General features: G+C 41.6%; 19 protein-coding genes. 8 read left to right on the top strand and 11 right to left on the bottom strand.

What is annotated here, in order from left to right:
• Positions 1–17: 17 nt before the first annotated feature.
• The 11 genes from AC1931_RS12905 to rpmH form a co-directional block, all read right to left on the bottom strand.
• The gene (locus AC1931_RS12905) at positions 18–446 is read right to left on the bottom strand and encodes an ATP synthase F0 subunit B (protein WP_483877686.1); all 429 of its coding nucleotides are present in this window, start codon (positions 444–446) and stop codon (positions 18–20) included.
• A gap of 173 nt (positions 447–619) precedes the next feature.
• Positions 620–1,066 carry a bactofilin family protein gene (locus tag AC1931_RS12900; protein ID WP_483877685.1) on the bottom strand — a complete coding sequence of 149 codons (447 nt, stop codon included), beginning with the start codon at positions 1,064–1,066 and terminating at the stop codon, positions 620–622.
• 109 nt (positions 1,067–1,175) lie between these two features.
• A complete protein-coding gene (locus tag AC1931_RS12895; RefSeq protein ID WP_483877684.1) occupies positions 1,176–2,039 on the bottom strand; it encodes a ParB/RepB/Spo0J family partition protein in 864 nt (287 codons plus the stop codon).
• Positions 2,032–2,802, bottom strand: a complete 771-nt coding sequence (locus AC1931_RS12890) for a ParA family protein (protein WP_483877683.1) — start codon at positions 2,800–2,802, stop codon at positions 2,032–2,034. Before AC1931_RS12890 ends, AC1931_RS12895 begins: the two co-directional genes overlap by 8 nt.
• Before the next feature lie 151 nt (positions 2,803–2,953).
• Positions 2,954–3,610 carry a 16S rRNA (guanine(527)-N(7))-methyltransferase RsmG gene (gene rsmG / locus AC1931_RS12885; RefSeq protein ID WP_483877682.1) on the bottom strand — a complete coding sequence of 219 codons (657 nt, stop codon included), beginning with the start codon at positions 3,608–3,610 and terminating at the stop codon, positions 2,954–2,956.
• Positions 3,582–5,471: a tRNA uridine-5-carboxymethylaminomethyl(34) synthesis enzyme MnmG gene (gene mnmG / locus AC1931_RS12880; protein WP_483877681.1), complete on the bottom strand. Its 1,890-nt coding sequence runs from the start codon at positions 5,469–5,471 to the stop codon at positions 3,582–3,584. The genes rsmG and mnmG overlap by 29 nt, the downstream gene beginning before the upstream one ends.
• A gap of 37 nt (positions 5,472–5,508) precedes the next feature.
• Complete coding sequence (mnmE, locus tag AC1931_RS12875; RefSeq protein ID WP_483877680.1) at positions 5,509–6,873, bottom strand: tRNA uridine-5-carboxymethylaminomethyl(34) synthesis GTPase MnmE; 1,365 nt, start codon at positions 6,871–6,873, stop codon at positions 5,509–5,511.
• 10 nt (positions 6,874–6,883) lie between these two features.
• Positions 6,884–8,473, bottom strand: a complete 1,590-nt coding sequence (gene yidC, locus AC1931_RS12870) for a membrane protein insertase YidC (protein WP_483877679.1) — start codon at positions 8,471–8,473, stop codon at positions 6,884–6,886.
• Positions 8,473–8,733: a membrane protein insertion efficiency factor YidD gene (gene yidD / locus AC1931_RS12865; RefSeq protein WP_483877678.1), complete on the bottom strand. Its 261-nt coding sequence runs from the start codon at positions 8,731–8,733 to the stop codon at positions 8,473–8,475. Before yidD ends, yidC begins: the two co-directional genes overlap by 1 nt.
• On the bottom strand, positions 8,711–9,043 hold the full coding sequence (rnpA, locus tag AC1931_RS12860; protein WP_483877677.1) for a ribonuclease P protein component: 333 nt from the start codon (positions 9,041–9,043) through the stop codon (positions 8,711–8,713). The genes yidD and rnpA overlap by 23 nt, the downstream gene beginning before the upstream one ends.
• Complete coding sequence (gene rpmH, locus AC1931_RS12855; RefSeq protein ID WP_483877676.1) at positions 9,044–9,196, bottom strand: 50S ribosomal protein L34; 153 nt, start codon at positions 9,194–9,196, stop codon at positions 9,044–9,046. It abuts the gene before it with no gap.
• A 152-nt stretch (positions 9,197–9,348) separates the two neighbouring features.
• On the opposite strand from rpmH, the gene dnaA reads away from it, so the two are divergent.
• The 8 genes from dnaA to AC1931_RS12815 all read left to right on the top strand — a co-directional run bounded on the left by dnaA (position 9,349) and on the right by AC1931_RS12815 (position 20,428).
• Positions 9,349–10,701: a chromosomal replication initiator protein DnaA gene (dnaA, locus tag AC1931_RS12850; protein WP_483877675.1), complete on the top strand. Its 1,353-nt coding sequence runs from the start codon at positions 9,349–9,351 to the stop codon at positions 10,699–10,701.
• Positions 10,702–10,884: 183 nt separating this feature from the next.
• Positions 10,885–11,988, top strand: a complete 1,104-nt coding sequence (gene dnaN / locus AC1931_RS12845; protein WP_483877674.1) for a DNA polymerase III subunit beta — start codon at positions 10,885–10,887, stop codon at positions 11,986–11,988.
• A gap of 4 nt (positions 11,989–11,992) precedes the next feature.
• Positions 11,993–13,054, top strand: a complete 1,062-nt coding sequence (recF, locus tag AC1931_RS12840) for a DNA replication/repair protein RecF (RefSeq protein WP_483877673.1) — start codon at positions 11,993–11,995, stop codon at positions 13,052–13,054.
• Entirely contained in the window at positions 13,051–15,441 is a 2,391-nt protein-coding gene (gene gyrB, locus AC1931_RS12835; protein ID WP_483877672.1) for a DNA topoisomerase (ATP-hydrolyzing) subunit B, read from the top strand. Before recF ends, gyrB begins: the two co-directional genes overlap by 4 nt.
• A gap of 48 nt (positions 15,442–15,489) precedes the next feature.
• Entirely contained in the window at positions 15,490–18,012 is a 2,523-nt protein-coding gene (gyrA, locus tag AC1931_RS12830) for a DNA gyrase subunit A (protein ID WP_483877671.1), read from the top strand.
• Positions 17,927–18,823 carry a tetratricopeptide repeat protein gene (locus tag AC1931_RS12825; protein ID WP_483877670.1) on the top strand — a complete coding sequence of 299 codons (897 nt, stop codon included), beginning with the start codon at positions 17,927–17,929 and terminating at the stop codon, positions 18,821–18,823. Before gyrA ends, AC1931_RS12825 begins: the two co-directional genes overlap by 86 nt.
• On the top strand, positions 18,820–19,827 hold the full coding sequence (locus tag AC1931_RS12820; RefSeq protein ID WP_483877669.1) for an NAD(P)H-dependent glycerol-3-phosphate dehydrogenase: 1,008 nt from the start codon (positions 18,820–18,822) through the stop codon (positions 19,825–19,827). The genes AC1931_RS12825 and AC1931_RS12820 overlap by 4 nt, the downstream gene beginning before the upstream one ends.
• A gap of 31 nt (positions 19,828–19,858) precedes the next feature.
• A complete protein-coding gene (locus AC1931_RS12815) occupies positions 19,859–20,428 on the top strand; it encodes a peptidylprolyl isomerase (RefSeq protein WP_483877668.1) in 570 nt (189 codons plus the stop codon).
• Positions 20,429–20,440 lie beyond the last annotated feature (12 nt).

Raw genomic sequence — 20,440 nt, 5'->3', positions numbered from 1 at the left:
CTTCAAACCTTCCTGCTTTATGTCAATGATCTGCCGAGGATTTTTGTTGCTATCTGTTGTGCAAGTGCTGAAGATTCCTTTTTTAACGTCTGACTTGCCCGGGCCGATTCCTGACCTACCAGTTCCCTGATCTGTTCCATCCTGACGCCGGCATTAGACTGTGCTGCAGCGATCATTTTGGATTCTTCTTCAACCGCCACCCTTCTCAGCTGTGCGCGTTCTTCATTGGCCTGTTTTTTTGCTTCGGAGAGTTGTTGCTGATAGCGATTCATTTTGTCATCGATATCAGCCTGTAGAGCGCGGGCGCGGGCATGAGATCCATCTATTGTTTCACGTCTTTTATCCATCACTGCACGTAGCGGTTGAAACAATATTCTATTTAATAGATAGAGCAGAACAATAAAATTTATGAACTGAAGTATGAGTGTCCAGTCAAGGCTAATCACCTAGCTCACCTCTTTTGTTGCGATAATTGCCAAGCTCGGCCCGTGTGTATACAGTATACAGTTTGTCCGGCTGGCGAACATGGATATGCTATGAAAGAACGGCATTGCTATCATATCTTTGCAACTCTTGTCAACACTCTGTTTGACTCTTGCAAGGTGGTACCCTGAGGCACCTACTCCGATAGCTTCTTTTCGTCCTTTGTTTTGTCATTTTCTGTTTTTTTAACGCTCTGCTGATGGGTGCCGCCGGTCATCTTGATCTCGCCATTGAACATCACTTTCTCATCAATTTTCAGACAGGGCGTCTCAATTGTACCCTCTACTTGAGCCGGGGCACGCAGTTCAACCCGGGTGGTCGCTTTAATTCCACCAACAAACCGGCCACTGAGAATCAGCGCGCCAACGTTGATCTGCCCTTCGATACTGCCGGTTTCACCGACAATCAGGGTGTCACTGGAGCTGATTTCTCCTGTAAAGCTTCCATCCAGGCGTACCAGTTCGTCAAAGTTCAGCTTCCCCTCGAAATGGCTTCCCTGACCCATAAAGGCCTTTATGTCTGCTTTATCGATATCTACAGGTTTTTTTATCTGTGGGTTTTCTTCTTTTTTTCCACCAAACATGATCTTCCCTTTTCATTTTGAGGTTGCTGATTATGATTTTTCGAAAAAACTTCGGATGGACAGCGGTGCTGATTTTTTGTTTCTGTAACACCCTTTTTCTAAAGGCAAACTAACTACCAGGCAATCTTCCGAACAGTTGCTCCACCAACCGGGACAGTTCAGAATCATCGTGATAATGAATTTCTATTTTACCCCCGCGACTCTTCTTCACTAATTTTACCTGGGTACCCAGGTGCATTTCCAGCTCATTCATCAATTCCACATTATCAGGATTGATCCCCGGCGTCTTTTTTTCCTTTATTACGCCGTCAAAGTTTTTTATTTTTTTGACAAGTTTTTCCGTTTCCCGTACTGACAGATTTTTTCTGAGAATCTCGTTGCTTGCCTCTAAGATATCTTCATCACGTTCCAGCGCCAAAAGCGCTCGTGCGTGTCCCATACTCAACTGGCTAGCGGTTACCATTTCCTTGATCTTTTCCGGCAGACGTAACAACCTGAGGGCGTTTGCCACGGTACTGCGATCCTTGCCGACGCGCTGGGCGACATCCTCCTGGGACAAATCAAAGGTATCAACGAGATAGCGATAGGCTCCGGCTTCTTCCAGGGGGTTAAGATCTTCACGCTGAATATTTTCAATCAGTGCTATCTCCAGGGCATGATTCTCACTGACATCCTGAATGACAACCGGAACCCTGTCCAGGCCCGCTTTTTGTGCTGCCCGCCACCGTCTTTCTCCGGCGATGATCTGATAGTGGTCCCCCTGTTGACGCACGACGAGGGGTTGAATCACTCCTTTTTCCCTGATTGAAGCAATCAGTTCCGCCATTTTTTTGTCGTTAAAATTTTTACGTGGCTGTTGCGAGTGGGGTTTCAACTCTTCGATAGGGCAGGAGAAGTATTTCTTTCCACCTTCTTGTGCTGCCGAACTTATCAGAGCGCCAATCCCCTTACCAAGCGCCGGCCTTTTAGACATGATTTCCTCCTGCTACCAACTCACCCGCTAATTCGATATAAGCCTGGGCCCCCCGGGACGCAATATCATAGAGAAGAGCCGGCTTGCCGTAACTAGGGGCTTCCGATAACCGGACATTGCGTGGCACCACTACAGTAAATACCTTGTTGCCAAAATGTTGCCGTATTTCCTGGCTGACCTGATGGCACAGATTGTTTCTGCCATCGAACATGGTCAGGAGAATGCCCTCCAATTCAAGATTTTTGTTTAATTCCTGCTGAACCAACCTGATCGTCCGGGTTAACTGGCCAAGACCCTCCATGGCATAAAACTCGCACTGCAGTGGAACCAGCACTGAATCAGCGGCAGCTAATGAATTGATTGTCAACAGTCCCAGCGATGGCGGACAGTCGATGATGATATATTCATAATGTGAACGAATTTCTTCCAATGCTGCTTTTAATTGTTGCTCACGGTTTTCGGTATCAATCAGTTCAATCTCCGCCCCGGTCAGGTCGGTATTGGACGGTAGCACATCCAAAAATTCCAGCGCTGTGCGGCAGACCACTTCCGAGGCCGTGCTTTCCCCCAGCAAAACACTATAAATAGTTGATATTACACTTGTTTTATCGATTCCAAGGCCGCTGCAGGCGTTTGCCTGTGGATCCATGTCTATAAGCAATGTGCGCTTTTCAGCTGCTGCCAGGGAGGCTGAAAGATTGACTGCAGTGGTTGTTTTACCCACCCCGCCCTTTTGATTTGCTATAGCGATAATCCGTGCCACGATCAATCTCCTTGGTTCATATCAGTACCAGCTCTGGCAATCTACCACATACTCTCGATCTTTTTTACCTCAAAGATCATAATAGTGACCATCTTTTCCGTAAACTCTTTATCAAATTGCTTTATTCATGAAGTTATAGCTGAAAGTCCTGCTATTCTTCTTTTCGCCTTATACTGATCAGACACCTTTTCGCCCCGGTAAACGGCAGCTGATAGGTCATCACCTGTTCAGATATTTCATACAATCCGTGCCACCGGTCCTGGATTGAAGCCAACTCCACTTCTCCTTCGGGGCCCTTCATCGCAATCACTATCCCTGCAGGTCTGATCACCGGTAGAGCCATCTTCAACAAGTCATTGGTATGGGCTAGAGCCCGTGCCAGCACGACATCAAAACCGCTCCAGACAGGCTCAACGTGGTGCAGCTCTTCTATGCGTCCACAGCGGATATCCAGATTTTTCAACCCAAGTAGTCGTTTTATATGCTGTTGAAAGTTTATTTTTTTGCCAACGCTGTCAACGGAAAAAAATGATTGGTGTGGCAGCGCCAGCGCCAGAGGTATGATGGGTATCCCGCCACCCGATCCCATATCCAGGATTCTGGACGGTTTATCAAGTAGTCGCGCTACCACCAGGGAGTCGAGTAAGTGCTTTTCTACGACCCCATCCAGTGTTCTGATCGACGTCAGGTTAATCCTGGCATTCCAGCGCAACAATTCTTTTGCGTACAGCAGCAGTCGCTCAGCGAGCTCATCGCTCAAACCGTCGACGCCAAGGATTTCAGCGCCCCGTTGCAGTTGTTTTTTCACGTGTTTTTTTTCTCAGATAGATATTCAACACCGCGACCGCTGCCGGTGTAACACCCTGTATACGTCCTGCTTGTCCCAGACTCTCGGGTCGATGCTTTATCAGCTTTTCCCTGACTTCAGCAGAAATACTTGTTACCTCTGTATAATCCACATTTTCCGGAATCTTTACCTTTTCCAGCTCGACAAAGCGCTCTACCTGTTCAATTTGACGCGCTATGTATCCTTCATACTTGATTGCTATCTCAACCTGCTCAAGAACCTTTTCAGGAAGGTCCTGTAGTTCCGGGATGTCGTGTTTAATCTCCTGAATTGAAATCTCCGGTCTTTTGATAATCTGTTCAAGGGTTACGCCACTCTTTAATCCACCAAGCCCAAACCTCGAACAAAACTCATCATTCCTGTTGGTTACTGTTATTTTACGACACACAGCAAATGCTTTCTCCATTAACTCGAGCTTTTGCTGATAGCGCAGCCAGCGATTTTCATCCACCAAACCAACACCTCTTCCCAACTGCGTAAGGCGCAGATCCGCATTGTCTTCGCGCAACAACAGCCGATATTCTGCCCGGGAAGTAAACATCCGGTAAGGCTCGGTCGTCTCTTGTGTTACCAGATCGTCAACCATTACACCAAGATAACCCTGATCCCTGGTTATGATTAATGGGTCACGTTGCTGACACTGCAGTGCCGCGTTTATACCTGCCAGCAAACCCTGACCCGCGGCCTCCTCATACCCTGATGTACCATTAATCTGTCCGGCATGAAACAACCCTGCCACCTCTCGCGTCTCGAGAGTTGATTTGATCTGCCGCGGCTCAACAAAATCATATTCGATTGCATAGCCTGGTCGCATAATTTCAACCCGCTCAAATCCAGCCATTGAACGAAAATATTGAAGCTGAACGTCCGCTGGTAGCGACGTTGACAACCCGCTAGGATACATCTCGGCACCCTTAATTCCCTCAGGCTCAATAAACGACTGATGACTTTTCTTGTCGGGGAAACGAACCACCTTATCTTCTATGGAGGGGCAGTATCGTGGTCCCACCCCCTCGATCACACCAGCATAAAGGGGTGATTTATGGATGTTATTACGTATGATTTCGTGGGTTTTTTCATTTGTATTGGCAATATAACAATCAACCTGATTCCGCTCTATTTTATCATTCACAAAAGAAAACGGGCGGATAATGGCGTCACCAGGCTGTTTTTCAAGCTTGGTAAAATCAATTGAGCGTGCTGACAGTCGCGCAGGTGTTCCTGTCTTCAACCTGCCCACATGAAACCCCAGAGACCGCAGACAACCCGAAAGTTTCTCTGCTGCCGGTTCGCCGGCTCTTCCTCCAGGATAACTATTCATCCCGACATGAATCAGTCCACGCATAAAGGTGCCTGCAGTAATCACCACAGTCCTACCGGCAAACTCGATACCCTCCCGAGTTCGAACTCCGACCGCCCGGTAATTCTGCACAATCACCTCTTCGACAACCCCCTGCTTCAAGTCTAGACCGTCAACCGACTCCAGTACCAGCTTCATTCTTGCGCTATAGGCCATCCGATCTGCCTGAGCCCTGCCCGCACGAACCGCCGGCCCTTTGCGCATATTCAAGCGTCGGAACTGGATACCGGTCTCATCAATATTCAACCCCATCTCTCCGCCCAGGGCGTCTATTTCATGAACCAGGTGCCCCTTTGCCAACCCACCAATCGATGGATTACACGACATCTGGGCGACAGTATCCAGCCCCATTGTCAGCAACAGAGTGACACATCCCATCCTTGCTGCCGCCAGGGCCGCTTCACAGCCGGCATGTCCAGCCCCCACCACTATCACTTCATATTGTTTGCCGTACCCTATCATCAGCTACCCACCCAAAATTGTTTCACGTGAAACAACACTACTTGCCGATACAAAAGGAAGAAAAGACACTGTCAAGGAGATCGTCCGTAGTAACAACACCGGTAATTTCACCAAGGACGTTAAGGGATGAACGCAGATCAATTGATAGAATATCAAGTTCGGCGGATCCAATATTTTTGATAAAAGAATTTAAACATTCAGAGGCGGTCAGCAGTGTTTCGTAATGACGCCTCTCGGTTATATAGGGAGATTCAGAGGACGGAAGATAATCATCAAACAAAAGAGAAGAAACCGTATCTACCAAATCCGTAATTCCATCACCATACTTTGCAGACAAACGAACAACGGGTCCAGAAAAAAAACTAAAATCATCCAGTGCCGAGGAAAGATCAGATTTATTAACAACCAAAACAACCGGCAAACCTGAAAAATCAGACAACAAGGCAAGAAATTGATCAGAGACAGGAACTGACCCGTCCAGAATTAGCAGAATCAAATCTGCAGTGGCGACAATATTGCGTGCACGTCGCACACCCTCCTGTTCGACAAAATCATCAGATTGACGTAAACCTGCAGTATCAACAAGGCGAATCTTCAACCCTGAAATTGATGTGCTCTGCTCAATTACATCCCGTGTTGTTCCAGGCATCTCAGATACTATGGAGCGGTCCTGCTGGAGCAAGGCATTCATCAAAGAGCTTTTGCCGGCATTAGGTAAACCAGCCAAAGCAATAATAGCACCCTCATGCACATGTTGACCGGAGCTATAGGTTGACAATAAGTCCAACATTCTCTCATGAACATTGTTACCAACTGTTGAAATTTGAATGATATTTTCTGCAGGCAAGTCTTCTTCAGGAAAATCTATCCAGGCCTCAATCTGTACCAGAAGGTCCTTGATGATATTTGAATAGTCATGGAGTTCACGGCTTAGACGGCCGTCAAGCTGCTGTAAGGATGATTTACGAGATAGTTCAGAGGTTGATTGAATCAAGCGAGAAACAGCTTCTGCCTGAACAAGGTCAATTCTTCCATTTAGATAAGCACGATAAGTAAATTCACCAGGTTGAGCTATACGAATACCAAAGGTTCCTGCCAACTCAATAATGAGACGAACTATCTGACGGCTGCCGTGACAATGTATTTCTGCTACAGCTTCAGTCGTATAGCTATGAGGAGGAGCCATATAAACAGCCATAACCTCATCAACGACAGAATCGTTATTGTCTACAATATGACCAAGATATAATTGATGCGAGTTGAACTCGTTAAATTTACCAGCGGGAAGAAAATACTTTTGTAAAAATAATAAAGATTTTTTTCCGGATATTCGTATAACAGCAATCCCTGATTCGCTCACAGCCGTAGCAGGAGCAATAATTGTATCTGCATCGTTGATCATGACAGCAAAATCATGCCTTTTGAGCCTGCCGGCGAATAAGAAACTGCTGGAGTATAGTAAGAAGGTTATTGACCAACCAGTAGACAACCAGACCAGCCGGGAAATTCAAAAAGAGGAAAGTAAAAATAATCGGCATCATCAACATGACTTTTTCCTGGGTTGGATCCAGATTAGTAGGGGTCATTTTTTGCTGCAAAAACATCGTGATGCCCATAACGATAGGAGTAATATAGTAAGGATCTTTCGCCGAAAGATCAGTGATCCACAAAATAAAGGGGGCGTGTCGCAACTCGATGGAATCCAGGAGGACCTTATAAAGAGAGAAAAAAACAGGTATCTGAATCAGAATAGGTAAACAACCGCCCAAAGGATTTACCTTGTTATCTCGATAAAACGTCATCATTTCCTGGTTCAGCCGCTGCTTGTCGTCAGCATATTTTTCTTTGAGTCTTTTCATCTCAGGTTGCAGTTTCTGCATGCCCTGCATGGACTTATAACTTTTTTGTGTCAGCGGCCAGAATATAAGTTTGATACAAACCGTCAACAAAATGATGGAAAATCCATAGTTGTTGATGAAGCCGTTAAAAAAGCGTAAAACATCAAAAAGAGGTTTTGCCAGAAAATGAAAAAAACCAAAATGAATAGCTTCATCAAATGAAGAATCACTGGAAGCTAAGGATTCAAACTCTTTAGGGCCGAAATAAGCTGTAAGTTGAAAAGATTCAGACTGACCAGGCAAAAGAATAAAGGAATCCGAAGAAAATTTATTTTGAATAAGATCAGGGCTATAACGAATCAACACCTGATTAAACCAATCACCTGGATTGATCGCCTGCAGAAAATATTTATCTGTAAAACCCGACCACACAGCATCATTATAAATAACAGGATTTTTTACCACATCCTTGGGTTTATCTTCATGTAGTTTTTGACCATCAAAAGTGAGAGGGCCGACAAAAGAATAAAGATCACTTTTCGTGTCAGTAGACCAGGGGTTAATAAGAGAGAGATTATATACACCTGAAAAATGTTGATTGTTTATATTTTCAATTTTAAATGCAATATCTATATGATAAGAATCACGATATATAGTATAAGTTTTATTTAAAACAAAACCATTATATTCAGCAACAAAAGAAATAGTACGTGTATTATCAGAATCAAAAGTATCAATTAAATCATTATCAATTTTAAAATCTATATCATCTGGAATATTCAAACCCTCTGAAAACGAAGTTTTAAGAGAATAAAATTTAAAATCTTCATTATTCAGAAGATCGAAATTTGATGAGTTACTTTTGTTATCTTCTTTAAACTCAAACAAATTAATACTTTTGATTGTTGCTCCCCTGGATGAAAAAATGACATCAAACTTATCATTTTTTACTTCGATGAGCTGTTCTTCTTGTAAATTTTGGCCATATTCGCGAGAAGACGCTATATTTTGATCAGGTTTCAAATCAGGTATAGGATCACGTTGAAGAGGTTGTTCAATATGATCTTGAGGAGGAGTAACGGGGGAAGAAGGCGCTAAAAAAATACTGTAGCCAGACCATAGCAGTATAATTAGAACGATAGCTATAATAGTTCTATTGTCCATTATTTCTTTTCCTGATTTTTTGAAGGAGGGACCGGATCAAATCCACCTGCGTGGAAAGGATGACACTTGCAGATCCTGATTATAGAAAAAAAAGAACCCTTTAAAAAACCATGATTGGTCAAGGATTCGCGAGCATAAGAAGAACAAGAAGGGTAAAAGCGACAACAATTTATTTTAAAGGGTGAAATAAAATATTTATAAAAATCTATAAAACAGATGAAAGGAAATATAAAATAATTACTGAATCGAAAAAAGTTCATCTAATTCATTTTTTATAAAAATTGAATTTTGTTTAGAAAAAGATTGTCGCACAATTATAATATAATCACCGCTTTTTATTTTATATCTATTTAATCTAAAAAATTCCCTTAAAAAGCGCTTAATAAAATTACGCCTTACGGCATTACCATTTTTTTTACTGGCGGTTATTCCAAGGCGAGAAAACTCATTAACACCTGGACTGACCAATAAAACAAAATGGGGTGATTTACGAGCACACCCCATCTTTCTCATATGCCTGAATTCACGCGCTTTGAGTATGCGATTTTTTTTTGGGAAAAAAAAATTCACTTACTTTTTAGGGATACCAGCTGCTAAAGATTTGCGCCCTTGGGCACGTCTTCTGTTAATCGTGGCCCGGCCACTTTTAGTTTGCATGCGTTTTCGAAAACCGTGAGTGCGTTTTCTTTTAATACGACTTGGCTGAAATGTTCTCTTTGACATATATAATCTCCTAAAACTGACAAAAGACTAATTTTAGATATATTCCATAAAAAGTCAATATTTTTTACAAAAGAAATAACTGGAAGGTGTAATAAAATAAAGATATAATAAAAAGTCGGCTTAAGTTTTTTTTAATTAAAAGAGTGGTTACAATGGAAAATTTCTGGAATGAAATTGTAAAAAGCGTAAGAGATGAGGTTGGTGATCAGAATGTCAAAACCTGGATTGATCCCCTTATTTATATAACAAGTACAGAAGATACAATAATTCTGGAAGCTCCTAATAAGTTTGTGAGAGACTGGTTTTACGATAATTATAAAAAAAAAATAACCATAAAATTACAAGAAAAAACAGGAAAAAATATAAATTTAGAAATCGAAGTAAATAGAAAAAATAATAAAAAAATAAATGTTAAAAATGAAGAATATGAAAAAGTTGAAGAAACAAAAAAAGTAAAAGAAAACAAGAATATTAAATCAATAAATGTTTCGAATATAAATAATTTGTATACATTTGATACTTTTGTGTCAGGCCCGTCAAATCAATTTGCGCATGCTGCTGCAATGGCTGTTGCAAAAAACCCTGCAACAACTTACAACCCACTTTTTATTTATGGGGGAGTAGGCCTAGGTAAAACTCACATTATACATTCAATAGGAAACGAGATAATTAAAAATAACAACAACTTAACTATTACCTATTATTCATCTGAAAAATTCACTAATGAACTGATAAATTCTTTAAGACATGGAAAGATGGAAGAGTTCAGAAATAAATTCAGATCTATAGATGTATTATTGATAGATGATATTCAATTTATAGCTGGAAAGAAAAGTACACAGGAAGAGTTTTTTCATACATTTAATGCACTATATGAATCTCACAAACAAATAGTTGTAACCTCTGATAAATTTCCTAAAGAAATTCCCGATTTAGAAGAAAGACTTAGATCCAGATTTGAGTGGGGTCTAATAGCAGATATACAAGAACCTGATACGGAAACTAAACAAGCAATACTGAAAATGAAATCAGAGATAAATAATATAAATGTGCCGGAAGATGTTATATCATTTTTAGCAAATTCTCTTACAAGCAATGTTAGGGAATTAGAAGGTTATTTAATACGAGTTGGAGCATATTCAAGTTTGACATCTACACCAATCAACGTAGAAATGGCAAAAGAAGTATTAAAAAATATCATTGTCGAAAATAATAAAGAAATAACAATAGACAGAATTCAAAAGACAGTTGCCGAATACTATCAGATAAAAACAACAGATATTAAATCTCAAAAACGATTAAAAAATATTGTTTTTCCAAGACAAATAGCAATGTACATAAGCAGAAATATGACCAACTTATCTTATCCGGAGATAGGTGATAAATTTGGTGGAAAAGATCATTCGACAATAATCCATGCAATAAAAAAAATAGAAGAAAAAATGTCAAAAGACATGAGTCTTAAAATGACTGTTGATAAGTTGATGGATAAATTGTTGAACTAAATCTAAAAATTTAAAAAAAAGAAAAAAGGGTGGATAATAATAAATTTGATATATTTCTTATTATTAAAAAATAGAAAAAAATCAGTCAGTTATAAAATTATCAACTTATAAACAGGACCTACTATTACTGGTTAAAATATATAATATATAAAAGAAGTAATACCTGTTGAGGAGAGTATAAATATGGAATTTAGAGTTAAAAAAGATATATTTTTAAATGTCTTATTTAAAATACAAGGAATAGTTGATAAAAAACATACAGTTCCAATTCTATCCAATGTATATATTGAAGCATTTGAAAATAAAATAACTTTATCAGCTACAGATCTTGAAATTGGACTAAAAACTTCTTTAGAATGTGAAATTATAAAACCAGGAAAAATAACAATTTCAGCAAAAAAATTATTTGAAATAGTAAAAGAATTTCCAAATAATCTGGTTAATATTAAAGAAAAAAACAATTATTGGGTAGAAATATCCTGTGATAAATCAGTTTTTAATTTAGTTGGGTTACCACCTGATGAATTTCCAAAATTTCCAGATAAGAGTAATGAACTTTTTGAATTTGATAGTCATTCAATTGATGAAATGATCGAATCAACAGTCTTTTCAGTATCAAATGATGAAGCTAAATTCAATTTGACGGGAATATTCATAAAATTGGACGAAGGAAAAATTAATTTTGTATCAACTGATGGTCATAGACTCTCAGTTATGAATAAGTCCCTGGATTTTGATTTAAATGAAAAATTCAAAACTGGTTTTATTTTACCAAAAAAAGGGATAATCGAATTAAATAAAATAATAGATTCAGAAAAAAGATTAATAAAAATTGGTGTTACAGATAATTTATTTAATTATGTTGATGAAAATACAACTTTTGTAATGAGAATGATTGATGGAGATTTTCCTGATTATAAAAGAGTTATTCCTGAAAAATCAGACAATTTTTCTATTATAAATATAAAATCACTAATTGATGTATTGAGAAGAATATCAGTTTTATCAAATGAAAAAACAAAGGGAGTAAAAATAAATTTAACTCATAATAAACTTACAGTTTCTTCTTCTAATCCAGATTTTGGTGATGCAAAAGAAGAAATGGACGTTATTTATAATGGTGATGATATAACTATTGGTTTTAATGCTAAATATATTCTTGATATTTTAAATATTTTAAAATGTGAGAAAATAAAGTTTTACATAAAAGATAATATTTCTCCAGGTATGATAGTTCCATTTGATAATGATGAATATTTATCTGTAATAATGCCAATGAGATTTTAGTTTAATGGCAGTAAAAAAAATAGAAATAGAAAATTTCAGGAATCTTGCTTCAGTATATTTTGAACCATCATCAACAAAAAATTTTATTATCGGTGACAATGCACAAGGAAAAACAAACCTTGTTGAAGCAATTTATTTTTTAGTTTTTGGTAAAAGTTTCAGAACAAATAACTTTAGAAATTTATTGAATGATAAAAAAAAATCAGTATTAAAGTTTCAAATAGTAAATAATAATGTTCATTACGATATAAAAATTCAGATTGATAAAGAAAAAAATATAGAAATAAATGGAAAAAAATCAAAAATAAAAGATATATCGGAATTTTTTAAAATTATTTTATATTATCCAAGTGAAATAAATTTTTTATTAAAAAACCCTTCACTTAGAAGAAGTTTGATAGATAAATCAATTTATCTTATTGATGTGAATTATATTGATTTACATTTGAACTATTTAAAATGTTTAAAAAATAGAAATATATGTTTAAAAGAAAATAAAGACAATTATATATGGACTGAAAAACTAATTGATTTATCCTATGAAATAGTAAAAAAAAGAGTAGTTTATATTCAGGAAATTAATGATATATTATTTGAATATAATGATTTAATTGAAGAAGAAACTTATCAAATAAATTATAAAAAAATAGATATATTTGATTATAAAGAAAAATTAAGATTAGATTTTGAAAAAATTGAAAAAAAAGAAAAAAGATTAGGTTATACACTTTTGGGACAACATACAGATGCTGTTTCCTTATCAATAAGTAATAATGATTTAGATACAATAGGATCAGAAGGACAAAAAAAGACTTTTTTACTTTTTTTTAAATTTGCTCAGATTATTCATTTAAAAAATAAAAATTCTTTTAGTCCTATACTTCTTATAGATGACGCAAACAGCGAAATTGATGAAAAAAGACAAAAAATTTTAATCGAGTATTTATTATCCAATTGTGGTCAATCATTTATCACTTCCCTTAAAAAACCTTCTTTTTATAAAGAAAAAGACAAAATTTTTTATATTAATAATGGAAATATTTTTGAGAATAAGGAAAATTCATGACAGAAGAATCAAACTATAGTGGTGATAGCATTCAAGTTCTTGAGGGACTAGAAGCTGTACGTAAAAGACCTGCAATGTATATTGGTTCAACATCAACACAGGGATTACACCATCTTGTATATGAAGTCATTGATAATTCTATTGATGAGACGTTAGCTGGTTACTGTGACGAGATTTTAGTAAATATTCATGAAGATAACTCGATTACAGTTGAAGATAATGGTCGCGGCATTCCGGTAGAAATCATCGAAAAATATCAAAAATCTGCTGCTGAAGTGGTTATGACCATATTACATGCAGGTGGCAAGTTTGATGACAAGGGAGAGGGTGCCTATAAAGTATCAGGTGGTCTCCACGGTGTTGGTGTATCTGTTGTTAATGCCTTATCAAGTCATCTGGAACTAGAAATAAGACGGGCAGGAAAAATTTACCGTCAACGATATAACAAAGGAATACCTGAAGCACCATTGGAAGAGTATGGTTCAACAATAAAAAGAGGAACAAAAATTACCTTCTGGCCTGATTCTTCTGTTTTTGAAACAGTCAACTTTAATTTTGAAACACTTTCTCAGCGTTTTCGTGAGATGGCTTTTTTAAACGCGGGAGTGCGTATCAAGGTTACTGATGAACGTTCCGATAAATTTTATGAATTTATGTATGAGGGTGGTATCCGCTCCTTTGTCGAATATTTGAATAGAGCTAAAAGTCCACTTCATCCGGCACCTATCTATTTTCATGGTAAAAAAGAAAATGCAGAAATAGAAATTGCCATTCAATACAACGATGGTTTTGACGAAAAAATATTTTCTTTTGCAAACAATATCAATACCCACGAGGGGGGAACACATTTAAGTGGTTTCAAAGCGGCATTGACACGAACAATGAATACCTACGCGACGGCTAATAATTTATTGAAAAATGTAAAAATTGCCATATCCGGTGATGATTTGAGAGAAGGTATTGCTGCTGTCATATCAATAAAAATTCCGGATCCTCAGTTTGAGGGGCAAACCAAAACCAAACTGGGAAATTCAGAAATTAAAGGCCATGTCGAAGCTTTGATGAACGAACAGTTGTCCACATTTCTCGAAGAAAACCCGCAAGTTGCCAGAAAAATTTTGGAGAAGGGGATTGAAGCAGCACGCGCCCGGGAGGCAGCACGCAAAGCGCGTGACTTGACCCGCCGAAAAGGTGCTTTAGAGGGACTTTCTTTACCTGGAAAGCTGGCTGACTGCCAGGAAAAGGATCCGGCGCTGTGCGAGATTTATCTGGTCGAGGGTGATTCCGCGGGTGGAAGTGCTAAACAGGGGCGAGACCGGCGTTATCAGGCGATATTGCCGCTTAAAGGAAAAATATTAAATGTAGAAAAAGCCCGTTTTGATAAACTCCTTACCTCTAACGAAATAAAAACGCTGATTACTGCCATGGGAGCAGGTATTGGTAAGGATGATTTTAATGTCAGTAAGCTCCGATATCACCGGATTATCATTATGACTGACGCCGATGTTGATGGCTCCCATATTCGTACCTTGCTGTTAACCTTCTTTTTCAGACAAATGCCTGAAATTATAGAACGTGGCCATTTGTATATCGCGCAACCACCGCTGTATAAAGTGAAACGTGGTAAAAAGGAAATCTATCTGAAAGATGACGATACTCTTCTTGATTATCTATTGGATACCGGAACGGAAGGTATTGCCCTTGAGATGGATAATGGCCAGAAGATTGTACGCGGTAAGCAGGTGATTCCGATGCTGCGCCATATTCTCGATTACAATACGCATTTTGATAAAATTGTTAACCGGGGTATACCAGCGCAAATTCTCAGTATCTTTTTACGTGGAAAAATCCGTAACGGCTTTGCCGATCAGCCCACCCTTGAACCCCTGGTTGAACAACTACGACAGATCGAGCCGATGGCCCGCTTCGATTTATTGGATGATCCTGACCGGATTATCGTTCGTTTGGGTAATTTGCATGCGCGTATCGATCGTCAAACCGTTGAGATACTTTCAACCCACGAATATAAACTGCTGACGCAGGCTTATCGCCAGGTAGAGGATATCTGTGCCGATCATCCAGCTGTTATTTCTGTTGAAGGAAAGCAGGAGCAGGAGGTGAATAACCGGCAGGATCTGCTGGATGCCATCCTTAACCGAGCAAAAAAGGGTCAATATATTCAGCGCTACAAAGGTCTTGGTGAAATGAACCCGGATCAGTTGTGGGAAACCACCATGAATGCAGAAAAAAGAATTTTGCTTCAGGTGGCCATTGAAGATGCCGTCAGGGCCGATGAAATATTTACAGTTCTGATGGGCGATCAGGTCGAACCCCGACGGGAGTTTATCGAAATGAATGCTCTTAACGTTGTAAATCTCGATGTCTAATAACGGATTTGGATTTAAAAAACTTCCGCAGGAAGTTCGGAGGAATAGATGATTTCGGAACAAAATAAGGTCACGGTTAATATCGTCGATGAGATGCGTAAATCCTATATGGATTACGCCATGAGCGTCATTGTCGGTCGAGCCCTGCCGGATGTTCGTGATGGGCTCAAACCGGTACATCGCCGTATTCTTTTTGCCATGCATGATCTCGGCAATGAATTCAATAAGCCTTACAAAAAATCAGCAAGGGTAGTTGGTGATGTTATCGGTAAGTATCACCCTCATGGAGACAGTGCGGTCTACGACTCTATTGTCAGGATGGCCCAGCAGTTTTCCATGCGTCACCCACTGGTGGATGGTCAGGGGAATTTTGGTTCGGTTGATGGGGATTCGCCGGCAGCCATGCGTTATACCGAAATTCGTATGGATAAAATGGCCCAGGAGCTGCTGGCTGATATCGACAAGGAAACCGTTGATTTTGGTCCTAACTACGATGAATCCCTCGAAGAACCCCTGGTATTACCCTGTAAATTTCCTAACTTACTGGTCAACGGTTCAGAAGGTATCGCCGTTGGGATGGCAACTAAGATTCCACCTCATAATCTCGGTGAGGTGATAGAAGGCTTGATTGCGGTTATTGATGACCCGCGCCTTGGTATCGAAGAGTTGATGGATGTCATTCATGGACCGGATTTTCCCACCGCAGGATTTATCAACGGCAAAGAGGGAATTCGCGAGGCCTATAGAACCGGGCGCGGGATTATTCAACTTCGTTCACGGGCCATGGTGGAAGTTGATCGCCGCAGTGGGCGCGAAGCCATTGTCGTGACGGAAATCCCCTATCAGGTGAACAAGGCCCGGCTGATAGAAAAAATAGCCGAGTTGGTAAAAAACAAGAAAATTGAAGGCATTTCCGACCTGCGTGACGAATCGGATCGGGATGGAATGCGGATTGTCATCGAGCTGAAAAAAGACATGGTTGCCGGCGTTGTTCTCAACCAGCTTTACAAGATGACGGCAATGCAGACCTCTTTCGGTATCATTATGCTGGCCATCGTCAAGGGGCAACCGAAAATTCTGACATTACGCGAGGTTCTCGATAATTTTATCGATCATCGTCGCGAAATCGTGACCCGGCGGTGCATTTTCGAACTGAAAAAAGCTGAGGCCCGCGCGCACATCCTGCAGGGGTTGAAAATCGCCCTTGATCATCTTGATGAAGTGATTGATCTCATCAAAAGCAGCGCCAACTCGCCGGAAGCCAAAGCCCGTCTGATGGAGCGTTTTGCTTTTTCTGATATCCAGGCACAAGCCATTCTGGACATGCGTCTGCACCGCTTAACCGGCCTTGAAAGGGAAAAGATTCTTGAAGAGTTGGCACAGGTGCTGGCGCAGATCGAGCGGCTTAAAGAGATTCTTGCCAGTGAGGTTGAAATCCTTGCTATCATCAAGCAGGAACTGATTGATGTAAAAGAAAAGTTTGCCAACGCCAGACGCACCGAAATTATTGATCGTACCGCTGATCTGACCCTGGAAGATATGATCGTTGAAGAGGACATGGTAGTAACCGTGACCCACAGTGGTTACATCAAGCGCAATGCGGTATCCCTGTATCGAGCTCAGCGCCGCGGCGGCAAGGGGCGCAGTGGCATGCGGACCAAGGACGAAGATTTTGTTGAAAATCTCTTCATTGCCTCGACCCACTCCTACATTCTGATTTTCACCAGTCTGGGCAAGCTGTACTGGCTGAAGGTGCATGAAGTACCGCAGGGTGGCATGGCTTCGCGTGGTAAAGCGATTGTCAACCTGCTCGACCTGGCACCGGATGAAAAGGTGACGACGATTCTGCCGGTGAAAAAGTTTGAGGAGGGGCGCTACATCGTTACTGCCACCGCCCGTGGTATCATCAAGAAAACCGACCTGATGGCTTATTCCAATCCTCGCAGTGGCGGTATTATCGCCCTGACTATCGACGAGGGGGATAGCCTGATTGAAGCACGTTTGACCGACGGCAACCGCGATCTTATTCTGGCCAGCAGCAACGGCAAGTCGATTCGCTTCCCGGAAGCCAATATCCGTTCCATGGGCCGGACAGCACGTGGGGTGCGCGGCATCACTCTGGATACGGATGATGAGGTTGTCGGCTTACAATCGGTAACTGACAGTACCGCCATGGCACTGGTAACGATTACGGAGAATGGCTACGGAAAACGTACCGACATTGCCGAATATCGCGTGCAGAGCCGTGGTGGCAAAGGGATAATTACCATCAAAACCAGCCAGCGCAATGGCCGGGTTGTAGCAATCAGGATGGTCGACGAAGATTCCGATCTGATGTTCATTACCAATCGTGGCAAAATGCTGCGGACCAAGGTTCGTAATATTCGCGCCATAGGGCGTAATACCCAAGGGGTACGGATGATGGTTCTGGAAGCAGATGAATTCATTGTTTCTGTGGCCATGCTGGCGGAAAAGGATTCAGTCGATGAGTCTGGAGAGATTGAAGAAACAATTGAAGCAGGACTTGAAACAGAACCAGAATCCACAAATGGTGACGAAGAGCAGGAATAGCCTGCTTAAATATGGAATCATTCTTCTGGTTTTGCTGTCAACGTTAGTTTTTGGCTACCCCATGTGGCAGGATTACCGCTTTGCTGAGCCACAACGTTTAATAGCAAAGGGATTAAAGCTGGAGAGCCTGGGACGAACCTCGGAAGCCCTGGAAAGCTATCGACAGATTGTTGCTGATTATCCCCAGGAGGTTGCTGCCCCTGAGGCGCTCTACCGGATGGCGCGACTGTGGCATTTTGATCTGCAGGATCCGCAGCAGGCGCTGCTTACCTACCTTAAGTTGGAGCGTGATTATCCGGACCACAGCCATATTCTGCAGGCGCGCGAGGCCGCCGCTCGGATTGTAAAAATTGATCTGGGAGATGATATGCTGGCGATTGGATATTACCAGCGCCTGCTTGACATCGAGCAGGGTAGTCCCGATCAATATCTGTACGAGGTAGCCGACAGCTACTTTCGCCTGCAAAATTATCCTCAGGCGCGGATTGAGTTCGAGAACCTGCTGTCAACATATCCGGATAGCCCTTTAATCCCGGAGGTTCTTCATCGTAAAGCCACGATTCTGATACTTGAAAATCGGGCTGAAGAAGCCAAGCGGGATTGGCAGCGGCTGGTCGACGATTTTCCAGAGAGTCGCTATGCCGGACGGGCCCGCTTTAATATGGCCGCCCTGCTGGAAGAGAGGGGTGAACTGGAGTTGGCTCTGGAGGCATACCGCAGCCTGCAGGATTATGCCCAACCACTGCTGCTGGAACAGAAGATCGATCATTTAACCAGGCGCATCCACAACAGAAAAGAGGGGTTGGAATGAATACCAGAATAGCGGTCATCGGTGCAGGTAGCTGGGGAACAACCCTTGCCAATTTATTGGCGGAAAAGAATCTGCCTGTTACCCTCTGGTGCTTTGAAAAAGATCTGGCACTGCGGATGCGGACAACCAGCATCAATGATCTCTACCTTGCCGGTATTTCCCTGTCGAAAAACCTCCAGATAACAGATGATCTTGCTAGTGCGGTGGAGGATGCTGCTTTTGTCGTTTACGTCACCCCATCACAAGTGACACGCCAGGTACTACGCCGGTCGCTGCCGGCCTTGAAATCAGATGCAGTGATCGTTTCCGCTTCGAAGGGAATAGAAAATGACAGCCTGCAGTTGCTCTCCCAGGTGTTTGACAATGAACTTCCTTCAGGATTAAAGCGCCGCGTGGTTTTTCTTTCCGGACCATCCTTTGCCCGTGAGGTCAGTCAGCACATGCCGACCGCAGTGGTGGCCGCCGGCTACGAACCGGCGGTTGCCGAGGCGGCGCAACAGCTCTTCAGTACACCGGTATTTCGGGTCTATACCCACGATGATATCGTCGGTGTTGAGCTGGGTGGTGCCATGAAGAATGTCATTGCCCTGGCGGCCGGGGTCGCCGATGGTTTAGGCTTTGGCTATAATACCCGCGCCGCGCTGATCACCCGCGGTCTGGCAGAGATGACGCGGATGGGGGTCAAGCTTGGCGCCAATCGGGAAACCTTTGCCGGTCTGGCCGGCATGGGAGATCTGGTTCTGACCTGTACCGGCGATTTATCGCGCAATCGCAGCGTTGGCATGGAGCTCGGCAAGGGGCGTTCCCTCGAGGAAATCCTGGACGGCATGAACATGGTCGCAGAGGGAGTGAAAACTACCCTGTCGGCCTACCAGTTGGCACAAAAGCTGGGGGTGGATGTCCCTATCATTGAACAAACCTACCAGATTCTCTACGAGGCTAAAGACCCGCGCCAGGCGGTAACTGATTTGATGCTGCGCGATCTCAAAGCAGAAAAAATTTGAGTTAATACAGGTTTCTGACAAAGGAGCAACCATGAGGATTCTGATAACAATCATGCTGCTGACGTGGCTTGGCAGTGGCAGCCTGTTTGCTGCGACCCTGGTTGAGATGAAAACCAGCCATGGAACGATTCAGCTTGAACTTTATCCGGAGAAAGCACCCAAAACAGTAGAAAACTTTCTTGCTTACGTTGATCGGGAATTTTACGATGGAACGATTTTTCATCGTGTTATCAGAGGTTTTATGATTCAGGGTGGAGGTTTTGACAAGAACGACCGCAGAAAGGAAACCGCAGCGCCCATTGTTAATGAGGCTGATAATGGCCTGAAAAATCGTACCGGCAGTCTGGCAATGGCGCGTACCAGCCAGGTCAACAGTGCCACCAGCCAGTTTTTTATCAACCTGACCGATAACGACTTTCTTAATCACCGGGGCAAATCTCCTAACGCTTTTGGCTATGCAGTTTTTGGGCAGGTCATCAGTGGAATGGATGTCGTTGAAACAATTGCCAGGCAAAGGACATTCAAGCGCAACAATCTTTTTCAAGACTATCCCGAACAGCAGATAATTATTGAAAGTATTCGCAGAATTGATACATTGTAGCGCAACCGGTTA

It is taken from the genome of Pelovirga sp. C15f (genome assembly GCF_057178085.1).
This window is presented reverse-complemented; position numbering and strand designations above follow the sequence as displayed.

What these genes read in the sequence shown, in the direction of transcription:
- mnmG (WP_483877681.1), bottom strand. Translation starts at nt 5,471, where the DNA reads ATGATAGGGTACGGCAAACAATATGAAGTGATAGTGGTGGGGGCTGGA.
- AC1931_RS12895 (WP_483877684.1), bottom strand. Translation starts at nt 2,039, where the DNA reads ATGTCTAAAAGGCCGGCGCTTGGTAAGGGGATTGGCGCTCTGATAAGT.
- dnaA (WP_483877675.1), top strand. Translation starts at nt 9,349, where the DNA reads ATGGAAAATTTCTGGAATGAAATTGTAAAAAGCGTAAGAGATGAGGTT.
- dnaN (WP_483877674.1), top strand. Translation starts at nt 10,885, where the DNA reads ATGGAATTTAGAGTTAAAAAAGATATATTTTTAAATGTCTTATTTAAA.
- recF (WP_483877673.1), top strand. Translation starts at nt 11,993, where the DNA reads ATGGCAGTAAAAAAAATAGAAATAGAAAATTTCAGGAATCTTGCTTCA.
- gyrB (WP_483877672.1), top strand. Translation starts at nt 13,051, where the DNA reads ATGACAGAAGAATCAAACTATAGTGGTGATAGCATTCAAGTTCTTGAG.
- yidC (WP_483877679.1), bottom strand. Translation starts at nt 8,473, where the DNA reads ATGGACAATAGAACTATTATAGCTATCGTTCTAATTATACTGCTATGG.
- rpmH (WP_483877676.1), bottom strand. Translation starts at nt 9,196, where the DNA reads ATGTCAAAGAGAACATTTCAGCCAAGTCGTATTAAAAGAAAACGCACT.
- AC1931_RS12820 (WP_483877669.1), top strand. Translation starts at nt 18,820, where the DNA reads ATGAATACCAGAATAGCGGTCATCGGTGCAGGTAGCTGGGGAACAACC.
- mnmE (WP_483877680.1), bottom strand. Translation starts at nt 6,873, where the DNA reads ATGATCAACGATGCAGATACAATTATTGCTCCTGCTACGGCTGTGAGC.
- AC1931_RS12825 (WP_483877670.1), top strand. Translation starts at nt 17,927, where the DNA reads ATGAGTCTGGAGAGATTGAAGAAACAATTGAAGCAGGACTTGAAACAG.
- AC1931_RS12815 (WP_483877668.1), top strand. Translation starts at nt 19,859, where the DNA reads ATGAGGATTCTGATAACAATCATGCTGCTGACGTGGCTTGGCAGTGGC.
- AC1931_RS12900 (WP_483877685.1), bottom strand. Translation starts at nt 1,066, where the DNA reads ATGTTTGGTGGAAAAAAAGAAGAAAACCCACAGATAAAAAAACCTGTA.
- yidD (WP_483877678.1), bottom strand. Translation starts at nt 8,733, where the DNA reads ATGAACTTTTTTCGATTCAGTAATTATTTTATATTTCCTTTCATCTGT.
- gyrA (WP_483877671.1), top strand. Translation starts at nt 15,490, where the DNA reads ATGATTTCGGAACAAAATAAGGTCACGGTTAATATCGTCGATGAGATG.